At 60.0% G+C, this 21,200-nt stretch carries 22 protein-coding genes; 10 read left to right on the top strand and 12 right to left on the bottom strand.

From position 1 onward, the window contains the following. Positions 1-41: 41 nt before the first annotated feature. Positions 42-323 (bottom strand): GNAT family N-acetyltransferase, encoded by a 282-nt coding sequence (locus BHC62_RS15475; RefSeq protein ID WP_029297992.1) that lies wholly within the window; start codon positions 321-323, stop codon positions 42-44. Positions 324-937: 614 nt separating this feature from the next. Between BHC62_RS15475 and oprI the strand changes: the two genes are divergently transcribed. Then, the gene (gene oprI, locus BHC62_RS15470) at positions 938-1,189 is read left to right on the top strand and encodes an outer membrane lipoprotei OprI (protein WP_003172710.1); all 252 of its coding nucleotides are present in this window, start codon (positions 938-940) and stop codon (positions 1,187-1,189) included. Between the two features lie 134 nt (positions 1,190-1,323). Here oprI and BHC62_RS15465 read toward each other — a convergent pair whose 3' ends face one another. From BHC62_RS15465 to BHC62_RS15455, 3 genes are read right to left on the bottom strand one after another with little or no spacing between them, the layout of a single operon-like run. Beyond that, on the bottom strand, positions 1,324-2,292 hold the full coding sequence (locus tag BHC62_RS15465; RefSeq protein WP_029297978.1) for a L,D-transpeptidase family protein: 969 nt from the start codon (positions 2,290-2,292) through the stop codon (positions 1,324-1,326). 59 nt (positions 2,293-2,351) lie between these two features. Further along, positions 2,352-2,648 carry a hypothetical protein gene (locus tag BHC62_RS15460; RefSeq protein WP_029297976.1) on the bottom strand — a complete coding sequence of 99 codons (297 nt, stop codon included), beginning with the start codon at positions 2,646-2,648 and terminating at the stop codon, positions 2,352-2,354. 56 nt (positions 2,649-2,704) lie between these two features. Then, positions 2,705-3,310, bottom strand: a complete 606-nt coding sequence (locus BHC62_RS15455) for an arylesterase (RefSeq protein WP_070995449.1) — start codon at positions 3,308-3,310, stop codon at positions 2,705-2,707. A gap of 10 nt (positions 3,311-3,320) precedes the next feature. On the opposite strand from BHC62_RS15455, the gene BHC62_RS15450 reads away from it, so the two are divergent. Further along, positions 3,321-4,004: an ABC transporter ATP-binding protein gene (locus BHC62_RS15450; RefSeq protein WP_029297972.1), complete on the top strand. Its 684-nt coding sequence runs from the start codon at positions 3,321-3,323 to the stop codon at positions 4,002-4,004. Continuing rightward, positions 4,004-6,514, top strand: coding sequence for an ABC transporter permease (locus BHC62_RS15445; RefSeq protein WP_070995448.1), 2,511 nt, complete (start codon positions 4,004-4,006; stop codon positions 6,512-6,514). The genes BHC62_RS15450 and BHC62_RS15445 overlap by 1 nt, the downstream gene beginning before the upstream one ends. Before the next feature lie 68 nt (positions 6,515-6,582). On the opposite strand, the gene greB is transcribed toward BHC62_RS15445, so the two are convergent. Both greB and BHC62_RS15435 read right to left on the bottom strand, forming a co-directional pair. Next, positions 6,583-7,056 (bottom strand): transcription elongation factor GreB, encoded by a 474-nt coding sequence (greB, locus tag BHC62_RS15440; RefSeq protein WP_029297967.1) that lies wholly within the window; start codon positions 7,054-7,056, stop codon positions 6,583-6,585. Positions 7,057-7,194: 138 nt separating this feature from the next. Next, complete coding sequence (locus BHC62_RS15435; RefSeq protein ID WP_070995447.1) at positions 7,195-8,379, bottom strand: hypothetical protein; 1,185 nt, start codon at positions 8,377-8,379, stop codon at positions 7,195-7,197. A 308-nt stretch (positions 8,380-8,687) separates the two neighbouring features. Here BHC62_RS15435 and BHC62_RS15430 point away from each other — a divergent pair, with 308 nt between their 5' ends. The 3 genes from BHC62_RS15430 to BHC62_RS15420 are packed head-to-tail and all read left to right on the top strand — an operon-like array spanning position 8,688 to position 12,144. Next, entirely contained in the window at positions 8,688-9,614 is a 927-nt protein-coding gene (locus BHC62_RS15430) for an ABC transporter ATP-binding protein (protein WP_071610040.1), read from the top strand. Continuing rightward, positions 9,611-10,336, top strand: a complete 726-nt coding sequence (locus BHC62_RS15425) for an ABC transporter permease (protein ID WP_070995445.1) — start codon at positions 9,611-9,613, stop codon at positions 10,334-10,336. Before BHC62_RS15430 ends, BHC62_RS15425 begins: the two co-directional genes overlap by 4 nt. A gap of 14 nt (positions 10,337-10,350) precedes the next feature. Then, positions 10,351-12,144 (top strand): Gldg family protein, encoded by a 1,794-nt coding sequence (locus tag BHC62_RS15420; RefSeq protein ID WP_070995444.1) that lies wholly within the window; start codon positions 10,351-10,353, stop codon positions 12,142-12,144. Between the two features lie 9 nt (positions 12,145-12,153). On the opposite strand, the gene BHC62_RS15415 is transcribed toward BHC62_RS15420, so the two are convergent. The 3 genes from BHC62_RS15415 to BHC62_RS15405 form a co-directional block, all read right to left on the bottom strand. Then, positions 12,154-12,462 carry a hypothetical protein gene (locus tag BHC62_RS15415; protein ID WP_029297956.1) on the bottom strand — a complete coding sequence of 103 codons (309 nt, stop codon included), beginning with the start codon at positions 12,460-12,462 and terminating at the stop codon, positions 12,154-12,156. Positions 12,463-12,708: 246 nt separating this feature from the next. Next, positions 12,709-13,143 (bottom strand): DoxX family protein, encoded by a 435-nt coding sequence (locus BHC62_RS15410; RefSeq protein ID WP_029297954.1) that lies wholly within the window; start codon positions 13,141-13,143, stop codon positions 12,709-12,711. Positions 13,144-13,246: 103 nt separating this feature from the next. Next, positions 13,247-14,668 (bottom strand): transglycosylase SLT domain-containing protein, encoded by a 1,422-nt coding sequence (locus tag BHC62_RS15405; RefSeq protein ID WP_029297952.1) that lies wholly within the window; start codon positions 14,666-14,668, stop codon positions 13,247-13,249. Between the two features lie 235 nt (positions 14,669-14,903). On the opposite strand from BHC62_RS15405, the gene BHC62_RS15400 reads away from it, so the two are divergent. From BHC62_RS15400 to BHC62_RS15390, 3 genes are all read left to right on the top strand, one after another. Continuing rightward, a complete protein-coding gene (locus tag BHC62_RS15400; protein ID WP_070995443.1) occupies positions 14,904-15,710 on the top strand; it encodes a TatD family hydrolase in 807 nt (268 codons plus the stop codon). A 96-nt stretch (positions 15,711-15,806) separates the two neighbouring features. Continuing rightward, on the top strand, positions 15,807-17,288 hold the full coding sequence (locus BHC62_RS15395; RefSeq protein ID WP_029297948.1) for a methyl-accepting chemotaxis protein: 1,482 nt from the start codon (positions 15,807-15,809) through the stop codon (positions 17,286-17,288). 145 nt (positions 17,289-17,433) lie between these two features. Further along, positions 17,434-17,796 carry an Mpo1-like protein gene (locus BHC62_RS15390; protein ID WP_070995442.1) on the top strand — a complete coding sequence of 121 codons (363 nt, stop codon included), beginning with the start codon at positions 17,434-17,436 and terminating at the stop codon, positions 17,794-17,796. A 7-nt stretch (positions 17,797-17,803) separates the two neighbouring features. Here the strand turns inward: BHC62_RS15390 and BHC62_RS15385 are convergent, their stop codons facing one another. From BHC62_RS15385 to BHC62_RS15375, 3 genes are all read right to left on the bottom strand, one after another. Further along, positions 17,804-18,601 carry an acyl-CoA thioesterase II gene (locus tag BHC62_RS15385; protein ID WP_029300793.1) on the bottom strand — a complete coding sequence of 266 codons (798 nt, stop codon included), beginning with the start codon at positions 18,599-18,601 and terminating at the stop codon, positions 17,804-17,806. 102 nt (positions 18,602-18,703) lie between these two features. After that, positions 18,704-19,465, bottom strand: a complete 762-nt coding sequence (locus BHC62_RS15380; RefSeq protein ID WP_070995441.1) for a CHAD domain-containing protein — start codon at positions 19,463-19,465, stop codon at positions 18,704-18,706. Between the two features lie 95 nt (positions 19,466-19,560). After that, entirely contained in the window at positions 19,561-19,839 is a 279-nt protein-coding gene (locus BHC62_RS15375) for a hypothetical protein (protein ID WP_029300795.1), read from the bottom strand. A 216-nt stretch (positions 19,840-20,055) separates the two neighbouring features. Between BHC62_RS15375 and BHC62_RS15370 the strand changes: the two genes are divergently transcribed. After that, positions 20,056-21,093: a patatin-like phospholipase family protein gene (locus BHC62_RS15370; protein WP_029300796.1), complete on the top strand. Its 1,038-nt coding sequence runs from the start codon at positions 20,056-20,058 to the stop codon at positions 21,091-21,093. Positions 21,094-21,200: the final 107 nt, after the last annotated feature.

The following is a 21,200-nucleotide window of genomic DNA, read 5'->3' as shown; positions in this document are numbered from 1 at the left end:
CGGGCTAAGCCCGGCGTTTTTTTATGTGCGCATATTTGCTTTCACAGCTTCGCGGCATGGCGCTGGTGGCGCTCCATGTAGCGCTCCACATAGGAACAGGACGGGATCACCGTATAACCCATGCTCTCGGCGTATTGCAGCGCCTCTTCGGTCAGCGCAGCAGCAATGCCGCGCCCACGCAGGGCATTGGGCACAAACGTGCGGTAGATATCCAGGGTCTGTTTCCCCAGGTCCATGTAGGTCAGATAGGCACGATGACCGTCCACATTGGTCTCGAACTGATGACCAGCCTGGTCATGGTGGATGGACAACGCCTCGCTCATCACTACTCCTCGCGGGTCTTGGTTTCTGACCCCTACCTTACCGATGTTTTTCCGGCGAAGGAACATCTACGCCACCCCGTGCCGGTTTCGACAACGAGAAAAGCCCTACAGCACTCACGCCCCGCACCAAGGAATAGTAGGCACCAATCCTGTCATTGCTCAAGGGACGCTCGTCATCCATCAGGCTGGCGGACATAGAAAGGGCTGATCGAACATCCGATGGTCGATAGCCTGAACATTGCCGGCAGTTGAAGCTTGAGACGAACCGACGCTTTTAAAGTCACCTCTACATGCGCGAAAGATGCCCGTCAGCGCCCGGGCAATCTGAACAATAGTATTTGCGCAGATATATAAATTGACATCGGCTTACAACGTTTAACACTTGCCAGGCGGTGCTTTCAGCCTGGATCCAATGTTTGCCTGCGCAGCAAAAACTGGATATTTTTTATACAAACTCGCTAAAGATTAGCCAAAATAGATTCGGCACAAGAATTTTTTTTGCTTCTTGCGCTACGTCAGTTTACTTACTACAAGTAATGGGTAGTATGTACGCCGGCTATTAGCTCACTCTGAGATAGTAGCCATTAAATAGAAAGTCCTTGAAGGGGAACACGATGAACAACGTTCTGAAATTCTCTGCTCTGGCTCTGGCCGCAGTTCTGGCTACCGGTTGCAGCAGCGTCTCCAAAGAAACCGAAGCTCGTCTGACTGCAACTGAAGACGCAGCAGCTCGCTCCCAGGCCCGTGCAGACGAAGCCTACCGTAAAGCTGATGAAGCTCTGGCTGCTGCTCAAAAAGCACAACAGACTGCTGACGAAGCTAACGAGCGCGCTCTGCGTATGCTTGAAAAAGCTAGCCGCAAGTAATAATCCTTCGGGGTTGTTATCAAGCCGATCCATTTTTGGATCGGCTTTTTATTGCCTGGGATTCAGCTATGGATCCAAGGCAATAAAAAGCCCGCCAGGAGCAATCCATGGCGGGCTTCGATTGACGGCAGGTGTTACTGCTGCAAATCGACCGGCATGCTGGTGACCATCGGCGCCGCTCCCGGCTCGCCGATCTGCGCCGGCAAGCCATCTTCGGCCGCGACGACATCACGCACTTCATCCCAGTTGACCCGCAGGTTGTTGGCCAGGTCTTCGCGCTTGAGCATCGCATTGATGACTGCCGTGTGCTTGTCGACCACCGACGGCGTGCCATCGTCGTTCAATGGCGCATGGGCTTCGAGGTAGACCTTGCCGCCGCTGATGCCGAACTTGTAGGCATCATTGATGATTCGCACAGGCGTGCCCACCGGGACCATCTTGGCCATCTCCAGCACGTTGTTGTTGAACATGCGGAAGCAGCCATGGCTGGTACGGGTACCAATGCCGAACTTCTTGTTGGAACCATGAATCAGGTAGCCCGGCGTGCCCAGGGTGAACTTGAACGGCCCCAGGGGGTTGTCGGGACCTGCCGGCACCACGTTGGGCAACGGGTCGCCGTCGGCAGCGTGCTCGGCCTTGATTGACGCTGGCGGGGTCCAGGTCGGATTGGGAGTCTTGGCGATGATGCTGGTATGGGCAATCGGCGAGCCCCAGCCTTCACGACCGATTCCAAGCGGGAAGGTGTACACCACGTCCTGGCCCTTGGGGTAATAGTACAAGCGGTACTCGGCCAGGTTGATCACGATGCCCTCCCGGGGACCCGGCGGCAAAATGAAACGGGTCGGCAGCACAATCTCGGCCCCGGCACCCGGCAACCAGGCATCGACGCCGGGGTTGGCCGCAACCATCTCCGAATAGCCCAGGTCATAAGTCACCCCCAGGTCGGCAAAGGTGTCTTCGTACTTGGCCTTGATCACCTGGACCTGGCCGACAATGTCTTCACCCGGTGGTGGCAGGGGCAGTTGCAGGGCCGCAACAGGACCGGCTGCACACAAGGCAGCGAGAGACAGGCAGCGGGTGACGACAGGCAGGCGCGACAACATCCGGAAAATCCTTCGCAGATCGACGGGGGTAAAATGGCGATTGTAGCGTGTACCTGCCCTTAAAGCTCGAAGCGCAGTTCAGGCCAGATAGGCGGCGTACCCCGCTTTTGCGATTCGAGAATCGCCCGGCACAAGGGGCAGAGGCGCTGGTCCTGGAAGATCGAACGATCCACCGAAGACCAGCGTGGCTGGGCCGGCAGCAATGTGCCGCAGAGCGTGCGATCGATGGTACCGCCCAGCTCCAACTGGCGCGTCACCAGATGCACCTTCACTTCCTGGCAGGCGAACAGATCCAGCTGCTCGTCGGGCTCGATCAGTTGGTAGGCAAACAAGGACCAGGCAGGACGCGACGACATCGGGGGCTCCAAATCGGGGGCGCCACCTTAGCCGAAAGACCGCTGCTAGAAAAGCGTCATAACAGCGGTTTTAGCGTTGGCCAGACATTTTCCAGCAACTTGGCCTGGGCACCGACTGCCGGGTGCAGTTGATCGGCCTGCATCATGTCCGGATGACCGCCCACGCCCTCAAGGAAAAACGGCACCAGCGGAACGTTTTTTTCCTTGGCCAGCGCACCATAGACTTGGGCAAACGCAGTGGTATATCGCGGGCCATAATTGGGCGGCAACTGCATCCCCAGCAGCAACACCTTGGCGCCACCGGCCTTGGACTGGTCAATCATCGACGCAAGATTTTGTTGCAATTGCGCAGGCGGCTGCCCACGCAAGCCGTCGTTCCCCCCCAACTCGATAACCACCACGTCGGGCTTATGCTCTGCAAGCGCCGCCGGCAGCCGCGCCAAGCCTCCGGCACTGGTGTCGCCGCTGATGGAGGCGTTGACCACTTTATCGGCGAAACCCTCCTTCTTGAGGCGTTGCTCCAGCAGTGCGACCCACCCTTTGCTGGTATCCAGGCCGAAACCGGCACTGATACTATCGCCAACGATCAGGACAGTACCCGCCGCTGCGTTCTGGGCCATGCACATCAGGGCCAGGCCAGCACTCAAAAACCATATTCGCATCGGATTCTCCATGGGCGCATGCATTCTCACCGCGCAGAACCTTAGCAAAGTGGTTCCCAGCGCGGAAGGTGAACTGACCATCCTGCACGAACTGAGCCTGGAACTGAACAAGGGCGATAGCCTGGCTATCGTCGGCAGCTCCGGTTCCGGAAAATCCACGCTCCTTGGCCTGCTGGCCGGGCTCGACCTGCCCAGCAGCGGTGAAGTGACCCTCGCCGGCCAGGCCCTGAGCGTCCTGGACGAGGATCAACGGGCACGTATCCGCGCTGAACACGTCGGCTTTGTGTTCCAGTCGTTCCAGTTGCTCGACAGCCTCAATGCCCTGGAAAACGTCATGCTGCCCCTGGAGCTGGACGGGCGCAAAGACGCCCGCGAGCGCGCCAGGCACTTGCTCGAACGTGTCGGCCTGGGCCAGCGCCTGACCCATTCACCCCGCCAGCTCTCCGGCGGCGAGCAGCAACGCGTGGCGATTGCCCGGGCGTTCGCGGCCGAGCCGGACGTGCTGTTTGCCGATGAACCCACCGGCAACCTCGACAGCCACACCGGCGAGCGCATCAGCGACCTGCTGTTTGAACTCAATAAAGAAAACGGTACCACCCTGGTGCTGGTGACCCACGACGAGCGCCTGGCCCATCGCTGCCGACGCCTGATCCGCCTTGAAGCCGGCCTGATGGTCGAGCCCCTGGAGCCTTGATGGCACGTTTGCCGCTGTTGCGCCTGTTCAGCCTTGCCCTACGCCAGTTATTGCGCGATGCCCGCGCCGGTGAATTGCGCGTGTTGTTCTTCGCCCTGCTGGTGGCCGTGGCCGCCAGCACCGCCATCGGTTATTTCGGGGCGCGGCTCAACGGCGCGATGCTACTGCGCGCCACCGAGTTCCTCGGCGCCGACCTGGTGCTGGAGGGCAGCTCCCCTGCCCGTTCCGAGCAGGTCACCAGCGGCACGCAACTGGGCCTGACGCACGCCAGGGTGGTGGAGTTTTCCAGCGTCATCGCCACCGACAACGGCATTCAGCTGTCGAGCATCAAGGCAGTCAACGAGCAATACCCGCTACGCGGCCAACTGAAAAGCGCGGCCGAACCGTTCGCCGAAGAAACCTCGGGCGGCGGGCCGAAAGCCGGTGAAGCCTGGGTCGAGGCACGTCTGCTGACAGCACTGGACCTGAAAGTCGGCGACAGCATCGACGTGGGCATGAAAACCCTGCGCCTGGCGCGCGTCCTCACCTATGAGCCGGATCGGGCGGGCAACTTCTATAGCCTCACCCCTCGGGTGATGATCAACCTGGCTGACCTTGAGGCCACCGGCGTAGTGCAGCCGGGCAGCCGGGTCAGCTACCGCGAGCTGTGGCGCGCGCCGCCAGCCAGTACCGCCCTGCAGACCTATCGCGACCAGATAACGCCGGGGCTGGCCGCCAACCAGCGCCTGCAGGACGCACGGGACGGCAACCAGCAGATCGGGGGTGCCTTGGGCAAGGCCGAGCGCTACCTGAACATGGCCAGCCTGGTTGCCGTGCTGCTGTCCGGGGTGGCCGTGGCGCTGTCGGCGAACCGCTTTGCCAGCCGCCGCTTCGACGCCAGCGCACTGTTGCGCTGCCTGGGCCTGTCGCGCCGGGAAACCATGCTGTTGTTCAGCCTGCAGCTGACTGTCCTGGGCTTGCTGGCCAGCCTTGCCGGTGCGGCACTGGGCTGGCTCGCACAGTTGGGGCTGTTTTACCTGTTGCACGACCTGCTGCCGGCAGACGTGCCGCCGGGTGAGCTGCTACCCGCCGTAGCCGGCATCGGTACCGGGCTGGTGGCCCTGGCCGGTTTTGCCCTGCCCCCTCTGGCGGCCCTGGGCCGAGTGCCGCCGCTGCGGGTATTGCGGCGCGACTTGCTGCCGATCCCCTCCAGTACCTGGATGGTGTATGGGGCCGCGTTGTTTGCCCTGGGCCTGATCATGTGGCGCCTGAGCCTGGACCTGGTGCTGACCTTCGCCCTACTGGGCGGTGGGGTTATCGCCGCGTTGATCCTCGGGGGCCTGCTCCTGCTGTTGTTGCAAAGCCTGCGCCGCCTGCTGGCACGCGCCGCCCTGCCCTGGCGCCTGGGGCTGGGCCAGTTGTTACGCCACCCATTGGCCGCGGCGGGCCAGTCCCTGGCGTTTGGCCTGATCCTGCTATCGATGGGTTTGATCGCCTTGCTGCGTGGCGAGTTGCTGGACACCTGGCAGAACCAGTTGCCAAAGGATGCTCCCAACTATTTCGCCCTCAACATCCTCCCGGCCGACAAGGACGCCTTCGGTGCCCGCCTGCTTGAACTGCAGGCGCAGGCAGCGCCCTTGTATCCCGTGGTACCGGGACGCCTGATCAGCATCAACGGCGAGCCGGTGCAGGAAATTGTCAGCAAGGACTCCAGTGGCGATCGTGCGATACAAAGGGACCTGAGCCTGACCTGGGCCGCCAACCTGCCCCCAGGCAACACCCTCACATCAGGCACCTGGTGGTCTGATCAGCCGGGCGATGCCATACCAGGCGTGTCGGTCGAGGCCAAGGTCGCCGACAGCCTCAAGCTCAAGCTCAACGACCACCTGATCTTCACCGTTGGCGGGGAAAACCGTGAGGCCCGCGTCACCAGCCTGCGGGAGATCAACTGGGACAACTTCCAACCCAACTTCTTCATGATCTTCCAACCGGGCACCCTCAAGGACCTGCCGGCCACCTACCTGACCAGCTTTTATCTGGCCGCCGGCCATGACCAGCAGATCGTCGACCTGTCCCGAGCCTTTCCGGCAGTGACCATCCTGCAGGTCGAGGCGCTGCTGGCCCAATTGCGCAGCATCCTGGCCCAGGTCACATTGGCCGTGGAGTACGTGCTGCTGTTTGTCCTGGCGGCTGGCATGGCGGTGCTGTTCTCGGGCCTTCAGGCCACCCTGGACGAACGTATCCGCCAAGGCGCCTTGTTGCGCGCCCTGGGGGCGGAACGCAAGTTGCTGGTCAAGGCCCGGCGCATCGAGTTCGGGCTACTGGGTGCGGTCAGCGGACTGCTGGCGGCGCTGGGTACCGAACTGGTGACGCTGGTCCTGTATCGCTATGCCTTCGACCTGGTCTGGCACCCCCATCCGTGGCTGCTGGTGCTTCCGCTGATTGGTGCCGTGTTGATCGGTGGTGCCGGGGTATTCGGTACGCGTCGGGCGTTGAACGCCAGCCCGCTGGCGGTATTGCGCGAAGGTTGAAACAAAAAAAGCCGGCTCCCCCCTGGGAGCCGGCCTTACTAAAGGCGCCATCGCCAGCAAGTCGGCTGCTACTTGATGTACTCGATGCCGGTGATCCACCAGCACACTTCACCGCCTGGCGTCTGCACAATGGCTTCATCGTCCACCTCTTTGCGCAGTAACGCCCTGGCCATGGGTGAGTCGATGGAAATGTAGTCCATGCGCTCATAAATCTCGTCATAGCCCACGATTCGAAAACGCTTGGTCTCCCCCTGCTCGTTTTCGATATCCACCCAAGCCCCGAAGAACACCTTGCCCTCCTGCTCGGGCATGTATTCCACCACGCGCATATCTTCCAGGCGTTTGCGCAGGTAACGCACCCGACGATCGATTTCGCGCAGCAGCTTCTTGTTGTACTGGTAGTCGGCGTTCTCGCTGCGGTCTCCCAGGGAAGCTGCCCAAGTCACTTTGCGCGTGGTATCAGGACGCTTTTCTCGCCACAGGTAATCAAGCTCCTTCTTCAGCGCTTCATGACCTTCTTTGGTAATCAGCTTGGTACTCAAAAGCGTCACATCCCCCGCAAACTTCCATTGGTTCAAACCAGCGCTACACCCACCAGAGATGCACTGGCTGCCTGACGGCAACTGGTCGGCCTTGATAATAAATGAACGCCAGAAAGTAGCCAGGCCTGATTCCCAGGGTCAACCGGGACCAGGCAAACTGCCTGCATCCACGCCGCGCTGCACCTCGATCTTTTGCTCGGGAAACAAGGTGGCGTCCAGGCGATTCAACACCGCCTGCAGATCGCCCCTCAGGCCCGATAACTGCCCCATGCTGCTCGCCAGTTGCTCAGCCTGTTGCTGGGTTGCACGGTCCAGCGCCTGCAGCCTGAACGACTCATCTTCGATCTGACGTGCCCAGCCCTCCAGACGGCGTTGTTCTGCCTGCTGCACCTGCGCCTGCTGCTCTTCACGCCCCTTCAACGCCAGGGTTCTTTGCTGCAAGTCAGTTTCCAGCGCCGCCAACTGTTGATTGGCCTGCGCCAATGCGTTTTTTTCCCGTAGCAACTGGCTTCTCTGCTGCTCAAGTTCCTCCTGCTGCTCAAACGCCGCACGCTTCTGTTGCGTCAACTCTTGCGCCACCCGGGCAAGATTGGTCAGTGTGGTATCCACCTCATGCAGGGTCGCCTGATCCGGCACCACGGATGGCGGGGCGGCTTCGGAAGGTGCCACTGGCTCCTGCACTCGCGGAGCCGGCTCCTCGGGCTGCGGCGCCTTCGTCGGAGTAGGTAATGGCTCCTCAGGGATTAACGCCGGCAGAACTACGGCCGGTTCATCGTCCGGCTCCTGCGTCACAGCCTCATTACGATTTGCCGGATTGGGCGGCGACACCATTTTTGACGAGAAACGGATGGACGGCACAATCAACTCGGCGCTCTCGATCGCAGGCAGTCCAATGACTGAAGTCCCCAGAGTGATCACCTTCATCACCAATACCTTCTTGATCATCAGTGAGTGGTGATCTTCAGGCCTCGCCGTCGGTAGCTTGCTGCCCTTCAAGTCAATGAAGTGATACGCCACCTGCGACGCCGAGCAATTGCCATCCTTGACCCCGGATGCGGTGGCCAGGGTGATGATCTGCTTGAGCACGCTCATCGCCAGTTGCAGGTTCTCCTTGGACTCGACCCCTCCTAGAAAATACCGCTCGGCCTTTCTGCGCAGTGCAGCGATATAGACCCGCGAACTCCCAGGCTCGACCTCTTCGTCCAGGCTATAGACGAGAAAGTTCGCAGCGATTTGCGGTACCGCAAAGCAACAGAGCAATGCACCGTTAACCGGGGAATCATGACCAGAATGTTCAAGAACAAGAGTACGCAGAAGCATCATGAGTATCGGACTCCTTTACGGTAGTACTTCATATACACGCCATCTATGAAATCAAAATCAACATATCACCAAGAACAACACAATTGTTTCAGCGAGTGATTGAGGCACATGTAGGACTTACCTTATTCCAGCGACTCAGCGTTTCCAAACGCCCCTATTGAACGTACCATTTTTTAACAAAGCAGCGCCTTAAACACTTGATCAGTACTTTTTCCCACAACGTTCGGCAATTCTCAAACCGAAGACACTGGCTTATAGAGCCCCGTCTACTCAGCATGCCCCGGCAAACAACCAAGTAGAAAAGCCCAATGATCGAAATAACAAATCTAACAAAAAAAACAGGACAGACGATTGCCATCGACAACTTGACGTTCAGCGTTACCTCCCGGGAATGCCTGGGATTGTTTGGACATGAGGGCGCAGGAAAAAGCACATTACTCAAATTGCTCTCAGGCGCAATCAAGGCAACTTCCGGCACCATAAAAATACATGACACAAATATCTCAACCCACCCCATAAGAGCGAAAAAAATAATAGGTTATCAACCTGAAGCGGCACTCGGCCACGGCAACATGACAGTCAAGAACTTCCTCGGTTTCATCGCCGAAGTTCGCGGGCTGCGTGGCCTGCAAAAGCGCAAGATGGTGGATCGGGCAATCACCCGCCTAGAGCTCTGGCGAGTACTTGACTCACCTATCGCCACCCTTCCTGCGGGGCACCAACGCAAAGTGGCGCTGGCCCAAGCCATCCTGCATGACCCCAGGCTGCTGTTACTCGATGAGCCCACAGCAGGCCTGGACCCCTTGCAAAAGCAAAAGGTCGGGACGCTCATCCAGTCCCTGGCGGAAGACATGACGGTAATTGTCGCCTCGCGCAATCCCGAAGAATTCTCGTGTATTTGTCAACGGGCGCTGGTTATGGCCGAGGGCAGATTGCTGGCCGATGCCCCTGTCAGCGAGCTACAGCGCAATTCGCACTATTACCAGGCAATCACCCTGGCCGCCGATGCCCCCCTCGACCTGCTGGCGCTGGCCGTGCTCCCGGGAGTGGCCGGCATAGAGGAAGACCGGCATACCGCCGGCAGCGTGACCGTGCTCGCGATGCCGGGGCAAATCATCTATCCACACGTCAATGCCCTGGTCGCCAACCGTCGCTGGAAGATCAATACCTGGAGCCTTGAGCCGGGGCGCCTGAGCGATGTCATCCACCACTTGAGCCAGGAGGCACTCAATTGAAACGTCTACCCGTGATATTCAAGCGGCAACTAAGCAGTTACTTGTCGAGCCCGACCACTTACTTAAGCATCGCGACTTTCTTGGTTGCCAACACTGTGCTCGGCTTGTTTGTAGGAAACTTCCTGGAAAAAACTCCGGAAAACTTACACGCTTTTTTTCAGTTCCATCCTTGGCTTTACCTTTTTTTCATTCCTATTATTTCAACACTGCTTTGGGCGAACGAGCATAAAGACGATGCATTTTGCTTTACAAGCACCCTGCCAGTCTCCGCCCTGGAGCTGACACTGGGGAAATTCCTGGCCGCCTGGGCACTCTGTGCGCTCACGATTTTATTGAACTTCCCATTGGTCATTACCATAAATTATCTGGGCATCGCGGACAATTCGACCATCTTGGCTCAGTCCATCGGGAGTTGGCTACTGGCAGGTGCTTATCTTTCATTCGCCTGCCTCATCTGTGTACTGGCCTATAATCGTCTGATTATTTTTGTGATCACACTCGCGCTACTATTTGCAGTAAGCACGTTATCACTAGTTCTGGATATGTTGGACCATCAGGCGCCCATCTGGCTGATCGATAGTTTGATTTCACTCAATCCACAGATGCGTTTCAGCTCGATAGATAGCGGCCTTCTGACGCTGCATGACACGTTGTACTTCATAAGCATGATCATTGCGTTCCTCACCGCAACCACCCTTACTTTAAATTTCAGGAAAAGCTGAGAAAGGAACCCCCCATGAGGAACCTCATGAACTTCGGCGTGACGTTGATCGTCATCGTCCTGCTTTTTCTTGCCTTTAACCTGGTTTGGGCACTGAAGCTGCCCAACTACCGCCTGGACCTCTCAGAGAAAAAAATCCATACCCTGTCGCCTTCGACGCAGGCCCTGCTCGCGGGGCTTGAAACCCCCATGGAGGTGTATTTTTTCAACGCCAGTCACGCCCGCAAGAGTGAAGCATTGAAAAGCCATGGCGCGTACATCGCACTGCTGCTCAAAGCCTATGAAGGAGCATCAAAAGGCAACATCACGCTGCACCTGATTGACCCTGAGCCCTTTTCAGAGGAGGAGTACCAGGCCGAGTCATTGGGCCTGGATAGAACGCAGGGGCTGTTCGGGCTCATCGGCACCCGCGCCAACCATGAACCTCAGAAAATCGAACGCTTCGACCCCGCTCAGGCGAACTTCCTGGAGTATGAGATCAGCCACTTGGTCCACAACGTCGCACGCCAGGAACAGCCAGTAATCGGCCTGATCAGCGGCTTAACCGTGGACGGCAGCCGGGATGAACGCAATCAGCAAATCACACCGCCTTGGCAGTTGCTCAAGGAAATCCGCGCTCAGTTCAATCTGGTGAGCCTGGGCAACGACATTTCGCGTATCCCCGGGCACATCAAGACCTTGATGGTGGTGCAGCCCGCTCGACTACCGGAACAAGCGCTTTTTGCCATTGATCAATTTGTCCTGGCTGGGGGCAAGCTGCTGATGTTTATCGACCCCCTGGATGAACCGGGCTCAACCACCGAGAACCCTGACCAGCAAAACCTGCTCGCCGCATGGGGCGTGCAGGTGCCAGCGAACCAGGTATTGGCAGACAGCCTCTACGCAACGCCGGTAGTGGTGGCGAACGGCCAAGCACCCGTACGCCATCCTGGGGCGCTCACCCTGACCCGAGAGTCAATGGCGCAGAGCGATATCAGCAGTTGGGGCGTTGACAGGGTGACACTGTTGAATTCCGGTACGCTCATGCCCCTGAAAAAAAGCCGCACCACCTTCACTCCCCTGCTCTGGAGCTCGGAGCGAGCCTATACGTTCGATGGCGCACGCTTCGCCCAACAGGATGGGTTCGACGCCATGCTCAGCGAAGCCGCCATGCGCGGCCGATCGAGTGTGATCGCCGCACGGATACAGGGACCCGCCTACTCCGCCTTTCCTGACGGCATTAACGGCCAGAAAGCGACGTTGCAAAAAGCCGCCAATATCCATGTGGTGCTAGTTGCCGACACTGACTTGCTCAGTGACCGCGTCTGGCTGGCCGCACGCACTGCCAATGGACACCAAGCGCAGCGTCCGGGCAACGCCAGGTTTGTCTTCAACACCCTGGATAACCTGGCGGCGCCTGACACACTAAGCGCTATCAGCCCCCGCGCAAGCGACGGGCCACAGCCAGGGTTGCTGGACAGAATGCGCAACGAGGCCGCGCAGTCCTACCGGAAAAAAGCCAACCTTCTGGAGCAACGTCTGGACCAGGCAGAAAAGGAGTGGCAGACGCTCAACGCGCCTTTATCGAGGCTGGGAAGCCAGGCCCTTTCCTCCAATACGCTGTTGCAGGCGCTGAACAAAGAACGCCTGCGCTTGCGCCTGGAACTTCACACCCTGAAGAAGGAAGCCTACAAGGACGTTCGGCAGTTGGAGCGCACGGTAGCCCTGCTCACTATCGTCACTGTTCCGTTGATGGTGAGCCTGCTGGGGCTGGGGATTCTCATCTCGCACCGACGCCGCCAACATCCACCCGCCGCGGCGTTCTATTGAGCGTCGCGGTCAGCGGCGGGTAATCAAACCCTGGCGCGCTACGCGGGTCAGGTGTCGGATGAACTCACCGGCATCGTCGGCGTTGGGCGCCTGGATCACCGCCAGGTCAAAGCTGTTCGTGGCAAAGCGCGCCAGGGACTCGCCGTCTTCGACAAACTGGATCAAGAAAGCCGAAGGGCGTCCAGTACGGCGGGGCCAGCCATCCAGGTAGCGCAATAGCGTCGGTTGGTGCTTGCCGCCAAGGAGGATTTTAGGGTTGCGCTGAGTGAGGCCCGCAGTGATCGGGGCCAGGCGTACAAGAGGTCGTAGTGCATTCATCGTGTCGTGTCTCTGCCTCAAAAGTCTGCGGGCAGGTGAGAGGCAACACCGAACCAGCGCTTTAGCGGTATTTCGAAACCTGGAGCAGGCTTCTGTCGGGGCTGCAGTGAGTCCCTGTGGCGCCCCGCAATTAGCTGTTTAAATCGGCGCATGCAGCATCCTAGAGAAGCCGGTGGGGCGGTGTCAAGAATCCCGTACAACGAAAAAGGCCCGCACGGGCGGGCCTTTAACACGTGTGCTGCAAGATCAATTGGCGATGGCGCGATCGACAGACAGTTTGCCAGCACCTTCGAACAGGACCGCCACCGTGCCGCCCAGCAGCGCCAGGGCGAACTCATAGCCGTTGTTGGCCATGAACAAACCGTTGCTGATATGCACCGAGAATATCGCCACCAGCGAGACAATCGTCAGACCCAGCGCCGCTGGGCGTGCCAGCAGGCCAATGATCAGCGCCAGGCCGGCAAAGAACTCAGTGCCGCCCGACAACAGCGCCATCAGCGTACCTGGGGCCAGGCCGATGCTCTCCATCCACTGCGCCGTGCCCGCCAGGCCACCACCGCCGAACCAGCCAAAGAGTTTTTGCGAACCGTGGGCGGCAAAGATGATGCCGACGAAAATCCGCAGGACAGTCAAGCCGAAGCCTGCACGGGTGGACAGAACGTTTCTGATCATTGGGCTCATGTAGATAATCCTTTTCGATGATGGGGTTGGTTGGCCGCTATATTAATCAGTTTATATAATGATAAAAGCCGAAAATAGCGTTAATCAATATCGATTAATTAGATTATTTGCGTGAGACGATCTTGGTCGCCACCGGCTCCAGAGAGTCCCGTTCCCGATCAAACGCCAAGTAGTACTTGTTCACGCTATTAACATAGCTGACGCCACCCATTCCAACCTGCTCCATGGCGATACGCTCCACCTGGAAGAACCACTGATTGGGGTTCAACCCCCGACGCCTGGCCTCGGCGCGCATGCCCTGCACCCGTTCCGGGCCCATGTTGTAGGCGGCCAGGACGAACGCCATACGTTCGCGCTCGTTGAGCTTGGGGCTGGCGAAGAACTTGCGGCGAATCAGCGCCAGGTAGCGCGCCCCTGCCTGCACATTGCTGTCCAGAGTCTGGATATTGTTGACCCCCACACGCTGGGCGGCCGACGGGGTGATCTGCATCAGGCCTGTGGGCCCGCTGCCACTTTTCGCGGCGGGATTGAGGGACGATTCCTTGAAGGCCAGGGCCGCCAGGTTCAGCCAGTCCATGCCCTGTTCCCGGGCATGTTTTTGCAGGACCGGGCGCAGCTTTTCGAGGCGCTGGCGATCGGCCCGCGCCAAGGGGTAACGCACTTGGTAGAGGCGCCGATAGATGCGCTGGAACGCTACATCCTGGTCTGACGGGGTCTTGTAGGTTTTCAGGAAGCGGTCGATGCTCGCCCGCAGCATCGACGCATCCTGGCGCACGAACCAGTACTCCTCACCCGGCTCACTGATCGCCACTTGCTTGTCGAAACGCAACTTGGGCAGGATCTTCGACCAGCGCTCGGCAATCGGTCGCTCGACAATGGTCAGGTGGAAGATCCCGGCCTGGACCATCTCCAGCACATCTTCCACCGCCAGGCTGGGGTCCACCCATTCCACCTTGACCGGCGGCAGCTTGCGCAGCGCCAGCTTCTGGTTGATCTGGTTGACCGCCTCCCCTGCTGCGCTGCCCGTGGTCAGGGCCAGGGTGCGCCCGGACAGTTGCTCCAACCGGGTAAACCGCCGCTGGCCCTTGAGACCCACCAGCCACAGCGGCACGTCACTGGCAATCGGGTCACTGCTGCTGATCTTGTGGGCAGCCGTCGCATCCAGCAGCTCACCGGGCGCCACCAGGTCACCTTCGCCACGGGCCAGCGCGCCCAGCAACTGATCCTTGGCCTTGGGAATGATCTTGAGGTTGATTTCCTGGCCATCGCGGGCGCGGCCATTGAGGTAGTGTTCGAAGGCCCGCAGGCGATGGTACTCGACACCAATTGACTGGCCCTGGACTTCACCGGAGCTGTTGCGACTCTGGTTGACCAGCACGCGCAACGTGCGACTGCTGCGGATTTCGGCCAGGTCGCGGACCTTGCCCGGCTTGGTCACTTCCAGCGGCCCGTCCAGACGCGCAACCGCCGCGTTGGGCAGCAGTAGCGTCAGGCATACCATGAGCAATGCCGAGGGTCGGATCATCCGCTCTCCGGAAAGAACAAGGCCCCATGCACCGCGAAAAACGCCACATTGGGGGACAGAAACAGAGCGCCAGAGGCGCAGACTTTGGGCGCAAGGGTGTCACAGCAGCAGGCCTTCGGCCAACCACGGTGTGACTTGCGACGTTCAAAGACAGCGATAACTCGTTGTAGTTCTTGGCTTTTCTTATAAATCCACAGCTCTGATAGACTTTCCGGCCGCAGGCGGAGATAGCACCATGCAACTCATTGATATTGGCGTCAACCTGACCAACCCCAGTTTCGACGACAAACACCAGGCCGTGCTCGACCGCGCCTATGCCGCCGGCGTGGGCCAACTGGTGGTCACCGGCACCAGCGTGCACGGCAGCGAACAAGCCCTGGAACTGTGCCAGCGCTTGGATCCAAGCGCCCGACGCTTGTTCAGCACCGCGGGCATTCACCCCCATAGCGCCAGCGACTGGAATGCCGACAGCGAGCGGCAACTGCGTGACCTGCTCAGCCAGGACCGGGTGCGTGCCGTGGGTGAATGCGGGCTGGACTTCAACCGTGACTTCTCACCCCGCCCCCAGCAGGAAAAAGTCCTCGAAGCCCACCTGGCATTGGCCGTCGAATTGCGCTTGCCGGTGTTTCTCCATGAACGGGACGCCAACCAGCGCCTGCTGGAGATCCTGCGCGACTACCGCGATCAACTGCCCGCCGCCGTGGTGCACTGCTTCACCGGCGAACAACGCGCACTGTTCAGCTACCTCGATCTGGACCTGCATATCGGTATCACCGGCTGGATATGTGACGAACGCCGTGGCACACACCTGCACCCGCTTGTCAGGGAAATCCCCCGGGGCCGCCTGATGCTGGAAAGCGACGCGCCCTACCTGCTACCGCGCACCCTGCGGCCCAAACCGAAGAACGGGCGCAATGAGCCAGCCTACTTGCCGGAGGTGTTGCGCGAAGTGGCCCTGCACCGCGAAGAAAGCCTGGAAGACCTGGCCCAACACAGCACCGCCTGCTCCCGTGCGTTTTTCGGCCTGCCTGCGTTGGATTGACGCGGCGCATTGACCCACATCAACACCCTTTTTCCGAATAGCGGCACAATAATGGCACCTTGCCAAAACTGTTTCCGCTATCAGAGAAAACCTTCCATGGGTGCCTGGCTTAGCAATATCTCGCTGAAGTACAAATTCTGGGCCGTGAATGCGGTCGCTTTCATCACCACGCTGCTGCTGGTGCTGTATGCCGTGCACCTTGAGCAACAGGCCCGCAGCCATGCCTCCCAAGCCTCGGCACAAGCCCAGGGGCGCTTGCTCGGCGCATGGCCGGCGGGGCAGCCGCTGCCCAAGGACGAGCACTGGCTGGTGTTCCAGCGGGGCCTGGCTCCCGAACTGGCAGAGCAGGACCTATCCGCCCTCAGCGAGGCCAATGGCTGGGTCGAGTTCAACTCTATGCCGCTGTTCGGCGAAAACCCGTTGCTGGGCGCCGAGGTCATCTCCCGCGCCGACGGCCAGCAAATCGCCGTACTGGCGTATGCGCCGAGCCTGAGCCAGGTGTTTACCGAACGCTTCACCAACTACGCGGTGGCGGTGCTGATCCTGATGCTGGCGATGCTCTGTGCCTCGCAACTGCTGATCCGCTTTTTGCTCGCCCAACTCAACACCTTGAAAGACGTGATGCTGCACGTAGAAAAAACCGGCGACCTCTCGGCCCGCGTTCCCCTGGCCTGCAAGGACGAAGTCGGGCAGATGGCCAGCGCGTTCAACGCCATGCAGGCCGGCTACCAGCGGGTGGTCAGTACCGTCGCGCGCACCGCCAAACTGCTGGACGACGGCGCCGCGCGCCTGGCCAGCAGCATGAATGAAGTCCAGCACGGCATGCTCGGCCAGCAAAGCGAGACGGACCAGGCAGCCACCGCGATCAATGAAATGACCGCCACCGTGTATCACATTGCCCAGCACGCCGGCGCCACACGGGACTTGTCACAGACCGCCGACACGCTGGCCGGCAGCGGCCAGGAAGTGGTGACCCGGGTCCAGCGTTCGATTGCCGGGTTGTCCACCGGCGTGCAGCAAACCGCCGAGATGATCCAGAAGCTGGCCGAGGACAGTCAGAAGATCAACGGCGTGGTCGGGGTGATCCATAGCATCGCCGAACAGACCAACCTGCTGGCCCTCAACGCTGCCATCGAAGCCGCCCGCGCCGGGGAGATGGGCCGCGGCTTTGCCGTGGTGGCCGATGAAGTGCGCAACCTGGCCAAGCGCGTGCAAAGCTCCACCGATGAGATCACGCGCATGGTCTCGGCCCTGCAGGCCGGCACCCGGGATGCGGTGGATTTTATGCAGGAAAGCTCGTTCAAGGCCGATGACTGCGTGCAGCAGGCCCAGGAAGCCGGCGCCTCACTCGCGGAAATCACCAGCGCCGTGGCGCAGATGCGCGAGAGCAACACGCAGATTGCGGTCGCCGCCGAACAGCAAAGCCATGTGGCCGAAGAGATGAACCGTGCGGTGGTGAGCATCCGTGATGTCACAGAAAACACCGTGCAGCAGACCGTGGACTCCGCGACCACCAGCAACGAACTGGCGACCCTGGCTGGCGAGTTGAGCAAGGCGATCGGTCAACTGAAGTTGTGAGGTTTGCCTGCCGTTCAGCCAACGCTTGCCGTTGGCTGAACCCGTCAATTGGCTATAACCCCCATAGCCAACCCCAATTCGCCGCCCCTGCCCGCCCCACCTAAACTCTGTTCATCGAGTATCAATGGACAGAGGATTTATCATCATGGGCAAACGTCACCCCAATCTCCCGGCCTGGCAATGGCGCGCCTACCCGCAGAACCATCAGCACCCGACCAACCTGGTGTTGCACCTGATTGCAGTACCGCTGTTCATCGTCGGGTTTCTGCTGATTGTGTCCGGGGTGTTCAGCCTGAGCTTGGCCAGCTTTGCCATCGGCGTGGTCGGCGTGTTGGCCGGCCTGGCCCTGCAACGTCATGGGCATAGCCTGGAAGCCCAGGCCAGCGAGCCGTTCAGTGATCGTAAGGATGCAGTACAGCGCCTGGTGGTCGAGCAGTTCGTGACCTTTGCGCGCTTTGTCCTCAATGGTGGCTGGTGGCAAGCCTGGCGTCAGCGCCACCGCCACTGACGCGGGCTCAGGCGAAGACCACCACGGTCTGGCGGCTGATGGCGATCAACTGGCCGTCAGGCCCCCACAACATCGCAGCGGCATGACCATAGCCGTCGCGGGCATGCTCGATCTCGACGTGGTACTGGCACCAATCCAGGGTCGTCAATTGCGCCAGAGGCTGGATGAATTCGATGGTCCAGGTCAGGGTGCTGCCCGCTGCAGGCCGCTTCAGGTGCGGTAGCAGGGCCGGCGGCCAGGCATCCACCAGCGCGAGGATATGCGCTTCGGTCAAAGGCTCCTCCTTCACATCCCCGCGCAAACGCACCCAGCCGCCCATCTCCCGGGATTTGTTGCCCGTGAACGGCAAACCGCCGACGCTCCAGCGCATTGCCAGGTAGCGCATGAACTCAGGCGTCACGCCTTTGATATAGGGCAGTTCCTGGCATTCGTCCCAATGCTTGAAGGTTGGCGCGGGCAATGCTGGCACGTCGATCTCCGAAGGCCGTGATGCGCCGAAACTGGCCTGTGCCAGGGTCATTACTTCCCCACCCTGCACCACCCGCCCCAGCAACTGGCTGACCGCCTTGCCTTCGCGCAGCACTTCCACTTGATAGCTGGCAGAGACGTCTGGCGCCACCGGCCCGACAAAGGTCACGGCCAACGAACGCAACGGCCGGTCTGCCGGCACCTGGGCGCGCAAGGCTTCGTATTGCAAGGCGGCGACCAGGCCGCCAAACGTGGCGCGGCCCTGGGCCCATTGCGCCGGGATAGACACGTCCAGCGGGTTATTACGGGCGGCGTCGAGCAAATCACTAAAGCGCATGGCGACCTCACATCAAGAAAATCGATTGTGCGATCTTAACCAGCGTGCCAGCCAGGTACAGCGCTTATTCCGGCCAAATACCCAGACAGATAAGCCGCCGCCTCAGAAACACTCCGCCGCCAGCTTATCCAGTACCCGATCCGCCTTGCCTTCGGCCTGGGCCATGGTGCGATGCCAGACTGCAACACAAGGTTGCAGATCCGCCTGGTGTTCGGCCTGCGCCAGCCATTGCCAGCAGTCATGCCAATCCCCCAGTGCGCCTTGGGCGGATTTGAGACGGGACATGGCCTTGGCCGGCAATTGCCCCAATTGCGGATAAGCCTCGGCCGCGTAACGTACGCGCTTGATCAACAAGCGCAGGCGATGGCGGTCGTGACCGGGATCGTGCAGGGCCGCATCAAGGGTCTGCCATTGCTTGGCCAGCCGTTTTTCGATGCGCGCCCGCAGCCCCTTGAGTAGTTTTTGATGATCTGACGCGCGGATAAAGCGGGGAAAGGCATCCAGGATCAGCAGCAGTTGTGCGACTTCCGGGCTTTGCGCCACCTGCCGATAGGTTTGTGGCTGCTGGCGCAGACGCCGCGCCGCAGCGTCGTGATAACCGTGCTGCTGCAAGTACGCCGCCAGCACCTCACGGTCGCGCAACGGCGTGGTCAATTGGCCGACTGCGCTGGCGGCCGCTTCCAGTTGCTCGACGCCGGGCAGCCCGCGCAAGGGGCGCAGCAGGCTGCGCAGGCGCCGCACCGTGGTGCGCAGGTCATGCAGCGCTTCGTCATCGGTAACCGCCGCCAGGCGCGCCTGGCAACTCAACAATCCGACTTCCAGGCCAATGACCTGGGTGACCAACTGATCCACCAACGCCGACATGCTGCTTCCCCTGATAAACAACGTCCATGTACCTGCGCAAAACAGGCGTCTGGAACTACCTTAACCACTACCCCGGCATGTTGCGCTGACTCGGATCAACGCCCGGCGCGCGACTCACGGATATAGAAACGGGCTTTTTCCGCTTTGCTGGCGCACCCTTCGAACGCTTCGAATTGTTGCTGGGTCTTGGCGCCAGTCAGCAACGACAGGGCCTTGGAATAGCTGACCGTGCCGGCGAAACCTTCAGCCTTGGCCAAATCCAGTTCGTGCCACGCCGCGTCCAATTGGCTGCCGCAGCTATCGCGATAGGCCGTTTTGCCGGCACAACCGGCCAGGGCCAACACAATCACAGGCAAACACATCCAGGCTTTCATCAATGACACCTCAAGAAAAGAAAACAGTCGTGGGATGTAGACGTTGCCTACATCGAAAAGTGCCTTATCACACAGCCTGAAATGCCTAGCGCCGATAGCCAAAGCATACCCGAGCAACTAGCTCGGCTTATGAAAATAATCACTCTTGTCAGCTAGGATTGAAGCAGCCCCCTGGTTGGGTGCATTGTGGACAGCTGTTTTGCGAAGGATCCGATCATGAAAAAACGCGTTGCATTGGTCCTGGGCTCCGGTGGAGCGCGGGGTTATGCCCACATCGGGGTGATCGAAGAGATCGAAAAGCGCGGCTATGAAATCGCCTGTATCGCCGGCTGCTCCATGGGCGCGGTGGTCGGCGGGATCTATGCCGCAGGCAAGCTTAAGGACTACCGCAACTGGATCGAAAGCCTGGACTATCTGGACGTGCTGCGCCTGGTGGATGTGAGTTTTCGCCTGGGCGCGATACGCGGCGAAAAAGTCTTCGGGCAGATCCGCAAGATCGTCGGCGAGATCAATATCGAAGACCTGCGCATTCCCTACACCGCCGTCGCCACCGACCTGACCAACCAACAGGAAATCTGGTTTCAGGAAGGCTGCCTGCACCAGGCCATGCGCGCCTCGGCGGCGATTCCCAGCCTGTTTACCCCGGTGATGCAAGGCAACCGCATGCTGGTGGACGGCGGCCTGCTCAACCCGCTGCCAATCGTGCCGGTGGTGTCGAGCCATTGCGACCTGATCATTGCGGTCAACCTCAACGCCACCAACCAGAAGCACTACACCCTGCCGGTAATCCAGCGCCCGCCGGCGTTCAAGAGCCGCTTCGACAACCTGGTACGCTCGTTGGGTTCGCACCTGCCATTTCGGCGCAAGCAGGCCGAGCAACTGCTGTTGCTGGAACAGGAAGCGCTGCAGGCGCAAGCCGCTGATATCAACCCCTGGCTCGAGGGCGCCGAGCCCGAAGCCCAGCAACCGGCCGCCGCCCCTGAGTCCGCTGGTGCACCGAAATCCGCTACCGGTTCGTTCATCATCGACAACGTGGGGCCGGCATCGCTGCTGGATCTGATCAACCAGAGTTTCGAGGTGATGCAGACATCGTTGGCCCAGTACAAAATCGCGGGCTACCCGCCGGATGTGCTGATCAACGTGCCCAAGCGCGTGTGCCGGTTTTTTGAATTCTACAAAGCGCCGGAACTGATCGCCCTGGGGCGTGAGATTGCCAGTGATACGTTGGATCGGTATGAGAGTGAGCAGAGTTGAGAGCTTCGCTGGGGCTTGGGGCCCTATCGCGGCATAGGTATCTACACAACTTTGCCGCAACGCCTAAATCCAGGCAGATAGCGCAGTTGTGGCGAGCGGGCTTGCCC

The sequence above is a fragment of the Pseudomonas sp. 06C 126 genome, assembly GCF_001855215.1.
Classification (GTDB): Bacteria; Pseudomonadota; Gammaproteobacteria; order Pseudomonadales; family Pseudomonadaceae; genus Aquipseudomonas; species Aquipseudomonas proteolytica.
Note: the sequence above shows the minus strand (reverse complement) of the source record. Positions and strands in the feature narration are given on the sequence as shown.

Coding starts and splice junctions, on each gene's coding strand:
- BHC62_RS15435 (WP_070995447.1), bottom strand. CDS start 8,379: ATGATGCTTCTGCGTACTCTTGTTCTTGAACATTCTGGTCATGATTCC.
- BHC62_RS15405 (WP_029297952.1), bottom strand. CDS start 14,668: ATGATCCGACCCTCGGCATTGCTCATGGTATGCCTGACGCTACTGCTG.
- BHC62_RS15400 (WP_070995443.1), top strand. CDS start 14,904: ATGCAACTCATTGATATTGGCGTCAACCTGACCAACCCCAGTTTCGAC.
- BHC62_RS15460 (WP_029297976.1), bottom strand. CDS start 2,648: ATGTCGTCGCGTCCTGCCTGGTCCTTGTTTGCCTACCAACTGATCGAG.
- BHC62_RS15415 (WP_029297956.1), bottom strand. CDS start 12,462: ATGAATGCACTACGACCTCTTGTACGCCTGGCCCCGATCACTGCGGGC.
- BHC62_RS15475 (WP_029297992.1), bottom strand. CDS start 323: ATGAGCGAGGCGTTGTCCATCCACCATGACCAGGCTGGTCATCAGTTC.
- BHC62_RS15395 (WP_029297948.1), top strand. CDS start 15,807: ATGGGTGCCTGGCTTAGCAATATCTCGCTGAAGTACAAATTCTGGGCC.
- BHC62_RS15430 (WP_071610040.1), top strand. CDS start 8,688: ATGATCGAAATAACAAATCTAACAAAAAAAACAGGACAGACGATTGCC.
- BHC62_RS15465 (WP_029297978.1), bottom strand. CDS start 2,292: ATGTTGTCGCGCCTGCCTGTCGTCACCCGCTGCCTGTCTCTCGCTGCC.
- BHC62_RS15390 (WP_070995442.1), top strand. CDS start 17,434: ATGGGCAAACGTCACCCCAATCTCCCGGCCTGGCAATGGCGCGCCTAC.
- BHC62_RS15420 (WP_070995444.1), top strand. CDS start 10,351: ATGAGGAACCTCATGAACTTCGGCGTGACGTTGATCGTCATCGTCCTG.
- BHC62_RS15370 (WP_029300796.1), top strand. CDS start 20,056: ATGAAAAAACGCGTTGCATTGGTCCTGGGCTCCGGTGGAGCGCGGGGT.
- BHC62_RS15450 (WP_029297972.1), top strand. CDS start 3,321: ATGGGCGCATGCATTCTCACCGCGCAGAACCTTAGCAAAGTGGTTCCC.
- BHC62_RS15410 (WP_029297954.1), bottom strand. CDS start 13,143: ATGAGCCCAATGATCAGAAACGTTCTGTCCACCCGTGCAGGCTTCGGC.
- BHC62_RS15385 (WP_029300793.1), bottom strand. CDS start 18,601: ATGCGCTTTAGTGATTTGCTCGACGCCGCCCGTAATAACCCGCTGGAC.
- BHC62_RS15445 (WP_070995448.1), top strand. CDS start 4,004: ATGGCACGTTTGCCGCTGTTGCGCCTGTTCAGCCTTGCCCTACGCCAG.
- oprI (WP_003172710.1), top strand. CDS start 938: ATGAACAACGTTCTGAAATTCTCTGCTCTGGCTCTGGCCGCAGTTCTG.
- BHC62_RS15455 (WP_070995449.1), bottom strand. CDS start 3,310: ATGCGAATATGGTTTTTGAGTGCTGGCCTGGCCCTGATGTGCATGGCC.
- BHC62_RS15375 (WP_029300795.1), bottom strand. CDS start 19,839: ATGAAAGCCTGGATGTGTTTGCCTGTGATTGTGTTGGCCCTGGCCGGT.
- BHC62_RS15380 (WP_070995441.1), bottom strand. CDS start 19,465: ATGTCGGCGTTGGTGGATCAGTTGGTCACCCAGGTCATTGGCCTGGAA.